Annotated in this window: 10 protein-coding genes and 1 pseudogene; 8 read left to right on the forward strand and 3 right to left on the reverse strand. The window is 64.4% G+C overall.

The window, feature by feature from the left end:
• Together ACLP25_RS20300 and ACLP25_RS20305 are read right to left on the reverse strand one after the other, a co-directional pair.
• On the reverse strand, nt 1-400 hold a 400-nt coding region (locus tag ACLP25_RS20300), incomplete at its 3' end, for an MFS transporter (protein ID WP_442470966.1).
• A gap of 41 nt (nt 401-441) precedes the next feature.
• On the reverse strand, nt 442-1,623 hold the full coding sequence (locus tag ACLP25_RS20305; RefSeq protein ID WP_442470967.1) for an HlyD family secretion protein: 1,182 nt from the start codon (nt 1,621-1,623) through the stop codon (nt 442-444).
• A 118-nt stretch (nt 1,624-1,741) separates the two neighbouring features.
• On the opposite strand from ACLP25_RS20305, the gene ACLP25_RS20310 reads away from it, so the two are divergent.
• A complete protein-coding gene (locus ACLP25_RS20310; protein WP_442470968.1) occupies nt 1,742-2,467 on the forward strand; it encodes a TetR/AcrR family transcriptional regulator in 726 nt (241 codons plus the stop codon).
• A 166-nt stretch (nt 2,468-2,633) separates the two neighbouring features.
• Here the strand turns inward: ACLP25_RS20310 and ACLP25_RS20315 are convergent, their stop codons facing one another.
• Nucleotides 2,634-4,238 carry a sensor histidine kinase gene (locus tag ACLP25_RS20315; protein ID WP_442470969.1) on the reverse strand — a complete coding sequence of 535 codons (1,605 nt, stop codon included), beginning with the start codon at nt 4,236-4,238 and terminating at the stop codon, nt 2,634-2,636.
• 92 nt (nt 4,239-4,330) lie between these two features.
• On the opposite strand from ACLP25_RS20315, the gene ACLP25_RS20320 reads away from it, so the two are divergent.
• The 7 genes and pseudogenes from ACLP25_RS20320 to ACLP25_RS20350 form a co-directional block, all read left to right on the forward strand.
• Nucleotides 4,331-5,101, forward strand: coding sequence for a helix-turn-helix transcriptional regulator (locus ACLP25_RS20320; protein ID WP_442470970.1), 771 nt, complete (start codon nt 4,331-4,333; stop codon nt 5,099-5,101).
• Nucleotides 5,102-5,168: 67 nt separating this feature from the next.
• On the forward strand, nt 5,169-6,566 hold the full coding sequence (locus tag ACLP25_RS20325) for an acyl-CoA dehydrogenase family protein (protein WP_442470971.1): 1,398 nt from the start codon (nt 5,169-5,171) through the stop codon (nt 6,564-6,566).
• A 238-nt stretch (nt 6,567-6,804) separates the two neighbouring features.
• Nucleotides 6,805-8,148 (forward strand): epoxide hydrolase family protein, encoded by a 1,344-nt coding sequence (locus ACLP25_RS20330; RefSeq protein WP_442470972.1) that lies wholly within the window; start codon nt 6,805-6,807, stop codon nt 8,146-8,148.
• Nucleotides 8,149-8,318: 170 nt separating this feature from the next.
• On the forward strand, nt 8,319-8,885 hold the full coding sequence (locus ACLP25_RS20335) for a (2Fe-2S)-binding protein (RefSeq protein ID WP_442470973.1): 567 nt from the start codon (nt 8,319-8,321) through the stop codon (nt 8,883-8,885).
• A pseudogene (locus tag ACLP25_RS20340) lies at nt 8,882-9,896 on the forward strand (FAD binding domain-containing protein). The gene ACLP25_RS20335 and the pseudogene ACLP25_RS20340 overlap by 4 nt, the downstream one beginning before the upstream one ends.
• Before the next feature lie 8 nt (nt 9,897-9,904).
• Nucleotides 9,905-12,130 carry a xanthine dehydrogenase family protein molybdopterin-binding subunit gene (locus tag ACLP25_RS20345; RefSeq protein WP_442470974.1) on the forward strand — a complete coding sequence of 742 codons (2,226 nt, stop codon included), beginning with the start codon at nt 9,905-9,907 and terminating at the stop codon, nt 12,128-12,130.
• Between the two features lie 72 nt (nt 12,131-12,202).
• Nucleotides 12,203-12,433: cupin domain-containing protein (locus tag ACLP25_RS20350; protein WP_442470975.1), on the forward strand; the 231-nt coding region annotated here is incomplete at its 3' end.

Here is a 12,433-nt window from a genome sequence, read left to right on the forward strand (position 1 = left end):
CGACCGGGATCAGGATGCCGCCGGTGAAGCCTTGCAGGCCGCGCATGGCGATCATCGAGCCCAGGTCGTGGGTGAAGGCGCAGGCGATCGAGAAGATCGGGAACAGGACGCCGTTCGCCATCATGTAGCGTCGGAACGAGAAGACCTTGCTCAGATAGTCGGTCAGCGGAATGACGATGATCTCGCCGATCAGGTAGGACGTCGAGATCCAGGCGCCGTTGTCGACGCCGGTGCCGATCCCGCCCTCGATGTCGAGGAGCGAGGCGTTGGTGATCTGGATGTTCAGAATGGCCATGAAGGCGCCGATCATGCCGGCGAGCACAGCGACCCACGCCGTGAGGCTGGCCTTGTCGGCGGCCGCGGCCGGACCGATCGCCGCGGGTTGAGCAACGCTCGTCATGGACGTTCCCCTGGGCTGCGAGCGGATCGACGGCGATCCGTTCAGCTTCTCGGCGCGGAGACGGATGCGGACTGAAGCGCGAGCGTCTTGGTGTCGATGGTGGGGTAGACCGACATGCCGGGACGCAGCAGGCTCGCGAGCGGGCTGCCGGCGTCGACGACGATCTTCACCGGGATCCGCTGCACGACCTTGGTGAAATTGCCGGTCGCGTTGTCAGGGGGCAGCAGGGCGAACTCCTGGCCGCTCGCCGGCGCGATGCTGTCCACGTGGCCGCTGAGCGGGCGGCCGGGAAACGTATCGACGTCAATCTCGACCCTCTGTCCGGGACGGACGTCGGCGAGCTGCGTCTCCTTGTAGTTTCCGACGACATAGGCCGCCGACACCGGCACAACAGCCATCAGCTGAGAGCCGGCCTGAACATATTGGCCGACCCGCACCGACCGCGCGCCGACGACGCCGTCCACCGGCGAGACGATCGTCGCATAGGTGAGGTTGAGCTCGGCTTGCGACCTGACGGCTTCGTCGTGGGCAAGCTGGGCCTGCGCCTGGGCGAGCTCCGCCTTGAGCACGCCGATCTGACGAACCGCTGTCTCCAATGCAGCGCGATCGCGCTGGACGGTCGCGCGCGAGGCCGCGGAACGGGACGCCGCCGCCTGGGCGTTCTGGAGGCTGCCATACCCCGAGGCGGCGAGCGTCGTGTAGCGCTTGTCGTCCTGTTCGGCGAACATGGAATTCGCCTCGTCGACCTCAATCGCCGCGCGGGCGGCGTAGACGGCCGAAAACTGCGCGTCCAGCGACGCCTGCTTGGTTGCGATGGCCGCCGTGGCGGCGTCTACGTCGGCCTTGGCCTGGGCGAGCGCAACCCGAAAATCCCGGTCGTCGATGCGGGCGAGCGCCTGGCCGGCCTTCACCGGCTCGTTGTCGCCCACCAGGACCTCAGAAATGTAGCCTGAGACCTTCGGCGCGATCGTCGTGTTGTCCGCCTGGACGTAAGCGTCGTCGGTCGAGACTTCGAACCGTCCGACGGTCCAATAGCGCCAGCCATAAGTTCCGGCGCCCGCGAGGACGAGCGCGCTCGCCGCGGCGAAAAGCGCGGTCCGCAGGGTCTTTCTCGAGAAGAACCTGGCGCGAGGACGGGCGGCGGCGCTCCCGCCCAAGCCCGGCGCCGCTTCTTCCGCGGCAACCGGCCGCTCCACGGGAAAGTCAATGGGATGCTTGGTCATCGGACGTCTCCTGGAGACATCGCGGCCCCATGGAGGCCGCCTGCGACAATTTAGACACTTGATGCTTTCCAAAATAGGGGCTAGATAGAGGCTGTCAAGATAAATTTGGAAAACAATCATGGTCGAAATTAGCGAGGCGCAAACGTCGAAGCGCTGCAGAGGGCGACCGCAGGTGCGGTGCGACGACGATACCCGCGCGCTGATTGTCGACGCGGCGAGTCGGGAGTTCCAGACGAAGGGCTATGAGGCGACCTGCATCGCCGACGTCGCCGGGCGCGCCGGCGTGTCGACCAAGACGCTTTATCGGCTCATTCCGACCAAGGCCGAGCTGTTCGCAGATGTGATCTCCGACCGCATCCGGCGTTTTGTCCTCGAATTCGACGTGAGCCCGATTGACACGCTCGACGCAGCGGCGGCGATCGAGCGGATGCTGGTCATCTTCGGGACGCTGGCGCTCGAGCCGCAAACCGTCGCGCTGACCCGCCTCGTCATCGGCGAATGCCGTTCATTTCCCGAAGTCGGCGCCGCCTTCTACGAGAACGCGATCTTGAGGACCACCAAGGCGATGGAGGACGGGCTGCGGCGCTTGCGCGACAGGGGCCTGATCGCCCTCGACGACCCGCGCGAGGCGGCCAGCATGCTGCGCGGGATGATGGTCATGGAGCCCCAGCGCGCAGCGATGCTCGGACAGATCGAGCCGCCGGACGGCGAAGCGATCGCCGCCCGCGCCCGACGTTGCGCGCGGCTGTTCCTCGATGGTTGCGCCGCCGAAAGCCGGTCTCGCCGGGAGGTCGGGGCGGGCGAAGCGCAGGAATCGTCGGCCGGGCAGGCGCAAGCCTTGTGAAAGCTTATCCGACGGCTTGGGAGATGGCTTCCTGAAGGGTCGATTTGTTGCCGGCTATTCTGAGGAGAGCATCCCTCGATCCGCTCCACGACGATCGACCGTTAAGCGGGCGTCGGTCGGGGCGCCGGCGAACATCGCGGAAAAATTGTCACAAGGGCCGGCGCGTTCATCGGGGCGCCGTCACCGATTCCGTCATCCGACTGACACGGGCGCCATCCCCTCGCCACCCGACCGATGGCTCCGCCTGCTGGCGTGATCGGGGCAGCGAGAAGGAGAACGTCGCTCCCGGCCCGACATTTTGTTTGGCGTCAATCCAGCCACGATGGCTTTCGACGATCGAGCGGCTGACGAACAGGCCGATCCCCATGCCGTCGCTTTTGGTCGTGCACAAGGGCTGAAACAGCCGATCGAGGATCTGAGGCTCCAAGCCGGTTCCCGCATCCCTGACGCTCAGCTTTACGCGATCGCCTTCGTCACACTCGCTTCTGACCACCAACTGTTTCGTCGACGTCTCGACGCCGGCCATTGCGTCGCGCGCGTTGTGCAGCAGGTTCAGGATCACCTGCTGAAGCTGGACGCGGTCCCCCTCTACGGGCGGCAGATCGCACGCCAGATCCAACCGCACCGCGACGCGATTGCGTTGAAGGTCGCTGAGGGACAGGGCAATAACCTCCCGTGCGGCGTCATTCAGATCGACCACTTCCGTCTGGGTCGCTTTCTTGGCGAAAAGCAAGCGGAGCCGGTCGATGACCTCGGATGCGCGCCGGCCATCACGAACCGTACGGCGCGCGGCTTCCCGGGCGCCCTCGACATCGGGGAGATCGGCGCTCAGCATCCTGAGGCAGGTGCCGGCGTTGGTAATGATACCGGTCAGCGGTTGGTTGATCTCGTGCGCGATCGACGCCGCCAAGGCGCCGAGACTCAGCACCCTGGCTACGTGCGTCAGTTCCGAGTTCGCGCGGTTCAGCGCCTCTTCGGAAAGATGTTGCCGGGTGACGTCCTGAATGGCGCCGATATACTCGACCGACCCGTCCTGGTCGCGGACCGGATGGGCGGCCATGTGAAGGCGCCGGACCGAATTGTCGGGCATCAAGAGCCGGTGGTCGTTCGAGATTTCCTCGCCGCAATGACGTGCGCGCTCGATCGCCTTGTGAAGGGATGGAAGATCCTCAGGATGGAGCCGAGAGCCCAGGAGATCGAGCGTCACCCGAATGTTCCTGTCGAAGCCAAACATGCGGCAGAGCTGATCCGAGCAGGCCAGTTCGTCGCTTGCGGGGCGCCAGGAAAAGCTTCCGGTCGAAGTGACGCGCTCGACTTCCGCGAGAAGCGCCTCGCTTCGCTCGAGCGCGGCATCGCTTCGCGCTCGCGCGATCGCGACGCCGGCGTGGCCCGACGAGGCCATCTCCAAAACCCGCTTTTCGCCGTCAAGCCTGAGTTCCGCAGCGCGCCGCGCGGTGTTCGGCGCGGGCGGGGCCTCGCGCCAGCGATCGCCGAAGGAAAGCGCCGGCAATGGCGCGCGTTCAAGCTTCTCACGAGACCGTTGCTCCTCGCTGCCTCGCCGCATCATCGGGAACCGCCTTCTTGATGACGGGGTACGGCAAGCGCGCGATGGATCGCCGCCACCCCTCCTCCGCCGGAGATGGGCGCCTTGCTCACCGTCCTGTCCACGGGCTCCAAGAGCGCAATTCGACCCCGACAAAGCCGCATTCGACCACGCTCCCCTCTGGGTAAAGATAACGCCCTCGTCGCTTCTACCGCTTAACGGTCTCATAATAGCTAAAAGTGGTCAATTGACCGTGCTCGCGCTAACGTCGAACAATGCTCTGTTCTCAGGGTTGGTGGGCGCGGGTCCACAAATTCCTGTTGCCGAAGGCCGATTTGTGCTGTTATCAGCTGGGCGGAGATGAATTGGCGCATAAATTAGGCAAAAGTGAAGCAAGGCCGTCGCGCGCCACTCTGCGCCGCAGCGACGTCGGCCTTGGGTGCGAAGTAGCAGGAACGATGGCCCCCACAGGGAATAGCCGGCAGGACGTCCTCAATCAGCTCTTGGAACGCAGAGCGGGCGCGACCCTGGACGAATTGGTCGCGGCCGTCGGTCTCAGCAGAACAGCCGTCAACCAGCATCTGAAAACGCTTGAGAGCGAAGGGTTTGTCCGCAGAACGACGCCACGCAAGACGGGTGGACGCCCACAGCACGTCTATGTTCTGACCGAGGAGGGCGCCAATCGCTTCCCCAAGCAATATTCGTGGTTCTCGAAGCTGCTGATCCAAACCCTACACGAGCAGATGGGCGAAGAGCAGTTCTCGCAGTACATGTACGACCTCGGCGTGAAATTGTCCGCAGACCTGATTCCGCGTCTCGTTGGAAAGAATCGCGCCGAACGGATCGCGGAGATCGTGAAGATCATGAACGAGACGGGTTTTATCGCCAGAACTCTGCCGCCGGGGGATTCCGAAAAGCTTCCGCGTGTAGAGTGCAAGAATTGCGTCTATCATGACCTGTCAAAGGACTACCCTGAGGTTTGCCGTTTCGATATCGGATTTCTCTCCGGTTTGACCGGCGCAGAAATCGATCATGAGGCGTGTATGCAGCGCGGCGGTGACGGCTGCCGTTTCCGATTCCGATTCCCATGAGCCCGCGGAGGCGCCGCCGTCCACCGGCCGATCCGCGTGCGCCCCGTATGAAAATCGCGAGGCCGTTATGACGATCGATTTCACGCTGACCGGCGCGCAACAAAGACTGCAGCGGAACGCCCGAGAATTCGCCGTCGAGATTTTGCAGCCGCTGGTCAAGACAGCCGACGAGGAGCCCGACACCCAGAAAGCCTTCCAGATTCTGAAAGGCGCGTACAAGGAGTGTTACAAGCTTGGTTTCGCGATGGGGTTCCTGCCAAAGCAATACGGCGGGGGCGGCGTCAGCAACCTCGATCTCCAGATCGTCGCCGAGGAGATCACGGCCGTCGATCCGGGGTTTGCGACTGTCCTCCTGGTGAACGGGCTGGCGCTCATGCCGGTCGCCTGGTTCGCCTCCGAAGCGCAGAAGCAGAAATGGCTGGGTGAAGCCACCAGCGATCCGCGGGGCGAATACATCGCCGGGTGGACTGTGAGCGAGGCCGCGGGCGCGCCCGGCGGAACGGCGAATTTCGACCACCCGGGGCCCCATCCCACTGGCGTCGGGCTCGTCGCCCGGCATGACAAAGGCCGCGGAGAGTATGTTCTCAACGGCGCCAAGCTTTGGCCATGCAATGCCGGCGGCTGGGACCTCAAGGGCGCAAACGTCAACGTCTGTATCGTGCGCACGAATCCGGATGAGGGGGGCACGACGGGGCTCAGCGCGATCATCGTCCCCCGGGGGGCGCCCGGCGTCACATACAAGCAGCCGATCTCGAAGCTCGGGCACAGGTTGTGCCAGAACAATTCCATCGTTTTCGAGGACTGCCGCGTTCCGGAGGAGAACGCTTTCGCGATCGGCGATGGCGATCTGGTGATCAGCAAGGCCTTTACCTGGTCCGGACCTGTCGCCGCGATCGCCGCCGTCGGCGTCGCCCGTTCCGCTTACGAGTATGTCCTCAAATGGGCGAAGACATATACCGCGGGCGGAGATGCGCCGATCCTCCATCACCAGGCGGTCGGCTACATGATGGCCGAGGTCGCGATGAAGATCGAGGCGTGCCGGGCGTTCTCGTGGAAGGCGGCGCACTATCTCGACCAATATGATTCCGAGGGCCATGCCGTGGGCGCCATGGCCAAGGTGTTCTGCGGCGAGACGCTTTTCAACGCCGTCTTCCGGACGATGCAGGCGATGGGCGTCAACGCGCTCGACAGGACCCATCCCCTTGAGAAGTTCTTGCGCGAGGCTGCGGTCTTCCCCCTCTATGACGCCGGTAATATCGGCATGCAGATGCGCAAGATTTGGGGCGTCATGCTGGACGAGGATTTCGATCCGAGAGCGATCGCCGATTCCCGGCCGATAAAATTCAAGAAATCCATGGAGGGCGTCGGAACGCGCGTCTCGGAGGGGAACACGACGCCAGCGAGGGCGGTCGGCGGCGCGCGAACGAAGAAGGACGCAACGCCAAGGACGCCGCGGGCGTCCTGACCGCGCAGTTCCGGTTCCTACGACGGCGTCGGAGACTGCTCGTATTGCGCCGACATCCCCGTCACTTCGGTCCGCAACTGCGCGCGGGCGAGTCAATTCCTCCCACGATCATGTAGCACAGACATACCAAAGTATGGGCGACACCATCGTGCAATAGATTACGGTTCACGCGCCTGATCTGATCCCATCCGTGTTTCGCGTCTTGCAACAACAGCAACGCCAACACCGGGGGGCGAAGATGACGGGTGTTTCGCCATTGCCCAACAGGCGCAGCGTTCTTGTCAACGCAGCGGCCGCGAGCGCCGCCACACTGTTCTTCGCTCATCTGACCGCAGTGGGCGAGACACCGCCCGGTCAGCCCTCAAAACAAGGAGGTGGGTCGATGGGAACCGTTGGGGAGGCCGCAGTTCGGCCCTTCCGCTTCACCGCGTCCGAAGAGGCGCTCGCGGACCTGCGCCGGCGCGTTGCCGCCACGAAGTGGCCGTCGAAGGAATTGGTGACGGATGCCTCGCAAGGCGTGCAACTCGCGACGATGCGCGAACTCGCGCTCTACTGGCAGTCCGACTACGACTGGCGCAAGGTCGAAGCGAGGCTCAACGCCTTGCCGCAGTTCACGACGAGCGTTGACGGGCTGGACATTCATTTCATCCACGTTCGTTCGAACCACGAAAACGCGTTGCCGATCATTGTCACCCACGGGTGGCCAGGCTCGATCATCGAGCAGTTGAAGATCGTCGATCTGCTGACCGACCCGACGGGGCACGGCGGGAGCGCCTCTGACGCCTTCGACATCGTAATCCCCTCGATTCCCGGCTACGGATTTTCATCCAAGCCGACGACGACCGGCTGGGATACGCCCCGCATCGCACGCGCCTGGACGGTGCTGATGAAGCGCCTCGGATACCAAAGATACGTCGCGCAAGGCGGCGATTGGGGCGCGCTGATCACCGATCAAATGGGGGTGCAGGCGGCTCCCGAACTCATCGGCATCCACTCGAGCATGGCTGGCGCCGTTCCACCCGACATTGACAAAGCGGCGTTTACCGGGGCACCGGCGCCATCCGGCCTCTCGCCCGACGAGATGCATGCGTATGACCAACTCGCCTTTTTCTACAAGCACGGTCTCGCCTACGCTGAGGAGATGGGGAACCGCCCGCAGACGCTGTATGGGATCGAGGATTCGCCCATCGGCCTGGCTGCCTGGATCCTCGATCACGACGCGCTGAGTTACGCGCTCATGGCGCGCGTCTTTGCCGGCCAAACCGAGGGCCTTACGCGAGATGACATCCTCGACAATATCACCCTCTACTGGCTGACGAACACGGGGGTGTCTTCGGCTCGTCTCTACTGGGAAAACAAGCTCGCCTTCTTCGCCCCGAAGGGGGTCGCCATTCCCGTCGCTGTGAGCGCCTTTCCCGACGACATCTACACGGCCCCGCGGAGCTGGGCGGAAAGAGCGTACCCCAAGCTCATCTACTACAACCGCCTCGACAAAGGCGGCCACTTTGCGGCCTGGGAACAGCCGAAGATCTTTAGTGAGGAGATGCGGGCGGCGTTCAAGTCGCTGCGCCAGCGGACGTGAAAGCGAATGCAGGCGCGCAGCGTTGCGCGCCGCCCGTGGCAAGCATGACGACGCGAAGACGTCGATTGCGCAGAGCGACGCCTCCGGCGATGCCGAGACCGACTCCGAGCGCAGGGTGAAACGCAGCGTTGCGAAACATTCAATTCCGTCCCGCGATCCAGGAGTTGAACATGATGGACTCCCCGGCAGACAAGAGCTTCCTGTCCCCTGGTCATCCTCGCTCCGCAGCACAGCCCTCCTCTAGCTGGCCGTCCTTCAGTCTGCCTTCCCCGGAGCCGGTCTCGGTGAGCCTGGTCGTCAACGGCCAACCTTATGCGCTCTCGCTCGATCCCCGGACCACACTCCTCGACCTGCTGCGCGAGCGTCTCGACCTGACGGGGACGAAGAAAGGCTGCGATCAGGGTCAGTGCGGCGCCTGCACCATCCTGATCGACGGACGGCGCGTCAATTCGTGCCTGACGTTTGCCGCCATGCACGACGGCACCGAGATCACGACGATCGAGGGCCTCGCGATCAACGGCGCGCTGCATCCCCTGCAGCAGGCGTTCATCGACCATGACGCCTTCCAGTGTGGCTATTGCACCTCCGGGCAAATCTGCTCCGCCGCGGGCATGATCGCGGAGGGCCGGGCAAAGAGCGCGGACGAGATCCGCGAACTTATGAGCGGCAACATCTGCCGCTGCGGCGCCTACACCAACATTGTTGCGGCAATCCAACAGGTGATGGGGCGGTCATGATCAACTTCCGATATGCGCGCGCCAATGACGTTGCGGAAGCCGTGCGCCTGGCCGGTCGCGATCCGAACGCCAAATTCATCGCTGGCGGCACCAATCTGATCGATTTGATGAAGATGGACGTCGAACGGCCAACCGCGGTCATCGACATCACGCGGTTGCCGCTCAAGCAGGTCGAAGGCGTGGCCGGCGGCGGCCTCCGCATCGGAGCGCTCGTGCGCAACACCGATCTCGCCTATCACCCTCTGGTCGAGCAGGGATATCCGGTTCTCGCCAGCGCGATCATGGCCGGCGCCTCGCAACAACTGCGCAATATGGCGTTGACGGGCGGCAATCTCCTCCAGCGCACGCGCTGCCATTACTTCTACGACACAGCGAGCGCCTGCAACAAACGGGAGCCGGGCAGCGGCTGCTCCGCAATCGACGGTCACAATCGTATGCACGCGATCCTGGGCGCCAGCGACGCCTGTATTGCGGTCCACCCCTCCGACATGTGCGTGGCGCTCGCGATCTTGGACGCGAAAGTTCACGGCAGCGGCGCCTCGGGCGACCGCGTCGTCGGGTTTGCGGACTTCCACCGGCTGCCGGGCGATACGCCGCAACGCGAGACCAATCTCAATCGCGGCGAGATCATCACCGCGGTGGAGCTGCCGCCGCAGGGCTTCGCCAAAAACTACACGTATCTGAAAATCCGCGACCGGCTCTCGTACGCGTTTGCGCTCGTGTCCATCGCCGTTGGGCTCGAACTCGAGGGCGACATCATCAAGGAGGGGCGCTTCGCGCTCGGCGGCGTCGCGCACAAGCCGTGGCGCGATCCGCAGGCGGAAGCCGCTCAGCGGGCGTCCGGCCAATGCCGAGACGTTCACTCGCGCGGCGGACGTGCTGCTGCGGGACGCAAAGGGCTACGGGCGCAACACGTTCAAGATCGAGCTCGCGCGGCGCTGCATCACGCGTGCGCTCACACAGGCTGCGCTCGGCGCGCCGCAATCGCAGTCGTCCAAGAAGATTGCTTGAGGTCAGTCATGGCGCCATACATCGGCACGGGAACATCCCGCATCGACGGCATCGCGAAAGTCACCGGCGCGGCAAAATATGCCGCCGAGTTCAACGCGCCCGGGCTCCTTCACGGCAGCATCGTCGCCTCGACGATCGCGAAAGGGCGCCTTAGGCGGATCGACGCAAGCGCCGCAAAGCGCGTCGAGGGCGTGGTCGACGTGCTGACGCACACAAACCGCCCGCGCATAGCCGACGACGACAAGGCCTACAAGGATGACGTGGCCCCGTCGGGGTCGCCGTTCCGTCCGCTCTACGACGACAGAATCCTGTTCAGCGGTCAGCCGATAGCGCTCGTCGTCGCCGAAACGTCGGAGGTCGCGCGCTATGCGGCGTCGCTGGTCGAGGTGGAGTACGAGAAGGAGCCGCATGTCACCGACGTGTACCGCCAGCGTGATGCGGCCATCCCCGTCAAACCCCCAACAAACGAATTCGAGGCCTTGTTCACGCCGCCGAAGACGCGCGGCGCGCCCGAACAGGCGCTCGCCGCCGCGGCCGTGCGCCATGAGGCGGAATACACCACGCCGATCGAGCATCACAACCCCATGGAGCTCTATGCAGCGACGGTGGTCTACGAGGGCCACGGCAAGCTGACAGTCTACGACAAGACGCAAGGCGTGCAGAACGTCCAGCGCTATCTCTGCGGGGTGTTCGACATGAAGCCGGAAGACCTGCGCGTCGTGTCTCCCTATGTCGGGGGCGCTTTCGGTGTGGGGTTGCGCCCGCAGTTCGAGGCCGTTCTCGCGGTGCTCGCCGCGCGCGCGTTGCGGCGCTCCGTGCGCGTTGTGCTGACCAGGCCACAAATGTACGCGCTCGGCTATCGGCCGGCCATGATTCAGCGGATCGCGCTCGGCGCCAACAGCGGAGCGACGCTTGATGCGATCACGCATGACGCGGTCACCGTGACTTCGCAATACGAAGACTACAACCGGCAGGAGACCGGCTGGTCGGGCTTGCTCTACACATGCGCCAACGCCAGCTACGCGCACAAACTCGCCAAGCTCGACCTTCCGACGTCGTGCGATATGCGGGGCCCAAGCGCAGCCACAGGCGTCTACGCGCTTGAATGCGCGATGGACGAGCTTGCGGTTGCGCTCAACATCGATCCGCTCGACCTTCGCCTGCGCTGCTATTCGGAGCGCAATCAGGACACGGGTCAACCCTTCAGCAGCAAGGAGCTGCGCGAATGCTACCGCCAGGGCGCGGAGGCGTTCGGCTGGGACAAGCGCAATCCCGAGCCGCGCTCGACGCGCGACGGCCGCGACCTGGTCGGGTGGGGCATGGCGACCGGCGTCTGGGACGCATGGCAGGCGCCGATCACCGTTCGTATCGTCTTGAGCGCCAGCGGCGATGCGGAGGTCGCGTGCGCGACCTCCGACATCGGCACATGCACCTACACCATCATGGCGCAGGTCGCGGCCGACATGCTCGGGCTCCCGCTCGAGGCCATCAGCGTCAAGCTCGGCGACTCGAGCCTGCCGCAATCTCCGGTCGAGGGCGGTTCATGGATCGCGGCCTCGGTTTCGAGCGGGATCGCGACGACGGCAGCCGCCATCCGAGACGAGCTGCTGCGCCTGGCCAAGCAGATTCCGAATTCGCCGCTTGCGAGCGCGGCGCCCGGCGAAGTCGCGCTTGTCGACGGCAAGCTCGTGAGCAAGGCCGACGCGTCACGTTCGGTGTCGATCGCGGACGCCATGCGGCAAGGCGCGGTCACCAACATCGAGCGGGAAATCACCACCAACCCCGGCCAGGACGCCCGCGCTCACAACACCCATTCGGCGATCTTCGCCGAGGTGAAGGTGGACGAGCAGCTGGGCGTGATCCGCGTGACGCGCGTCGTCAGCGCTGTCGCCGCCGGGCGCATCTTGAACGCCAAGACGGCGAGCAGCCAAATCCTTGGCAGCGTGGTGTGGGGCATCGGCATGGCGCTGCGTGAGGAGACGTTGATCGACCATAGGGACGGCCGCATCGCCAATGCCAACATCGCCGAATATCTCGTGCCCGTGAACGCAGACGTCCAGGACATCAAGGTCATCTTCGTCGACGAGGCGGACGACAGCAATCCGCTGGGCGTCAAGGGGGTCGGCGAAATCGGCATCGTCGGCGTTCCCGCGGCCATCGCCAACGCCGTCTACCACGCGACTGGAAAGCGCATCCGCGACCTCCCGATCACGCTCGATAAGCTCCTGGTGTAGCGCGCTGCGTCTTCGCGTCTCGCTGGATCTGTGCAGTTCCGTTGGTGACGCGAGATTTCTTGGAGGGCCGAAATGGTTCGAGACCACCTGCCGGGCGAAGCCGCCTTCAAATCGATTCTGCCGGAAGACATCGACTGGAAGCCGTTCCCGGCTTTTCCGCCGTCCGTACGTCTCGCCGTGGTCGTCGGCGACCCAACGAAGCCAGGCCCCTACGTAATCAGGGTCAAGGCGCCCTCGGGCGTGAAGCTGATGCCGCACAAGCATCCCGAGGACCGGATCTACACGGTCATGTCGGGCGTCTTC

It is taken from the genome of Roseiarcus sp. (assembly GCF_052145395.1).
Classification (GTDB): domain Bacteria; phylum Pseudomonadota; class Alphaproteobacteria; order Rhizobiales; family Beijerinckiaceae; genus Roseiarcus.

What these genes read in the sequence shown, in the direction of transcription:
- ACLP25_RS20310 (WP_442470968.1), top strand. Translation starts at nt 1,742, where the DNA reads ATGGTCGAAATTAGCGAGGCGCAAACGTCGAAGCGCTGCAGAGGGCGA.
- ACLP25_RS20330 (WP_442470972.1), top strand. Translation starts at nt 6,805, where the DNA reads ATGACGGGTGTTTCGCCATTGCCCAACAGGCGCAGCGTTCTTGTCAAC.
- ACLP25_RS20345 (WP_442470974.1), top strand. Translation starts at nt 9,905, where the DNA reads ATGGCGCCATACATCGGCACGGGAACATCCCGCATCGACGGCATCGCG.
- ACLP25_RS20305 (WP_442470967.1), bottom strand. Translation starts at nt 1,623, where the DNA reads ATGACCAAGCATCCCATTGACTTTCCCGTGGAGCGGCCGGTTGCCGCG.
- ACLP25_RS20315 (WP_442470969.1), bottom strand. Translation starts at nt 4,238, where the DNA reads ATGAGACCGTTAAGCGGTAGAAGCGACGAGGGCGTTATCTTTACCCAG.
- ACLP25_RS20335 (WP_442470973.1), top strand. Translation starts at nt 8,319, where the DNA reads ATGATGGACTCCCCGGCAGACAAGAGCTTCCTGTCCCCTGGTCATCCT.
- ACLP25_RS20325 (WP_442470971.1), top strand. Translation starts at nt 5,169, where the DNA reads ATGACGATCGATTTCACGCTGACCGGCGCGCAACAAAGACTGCAGCGG.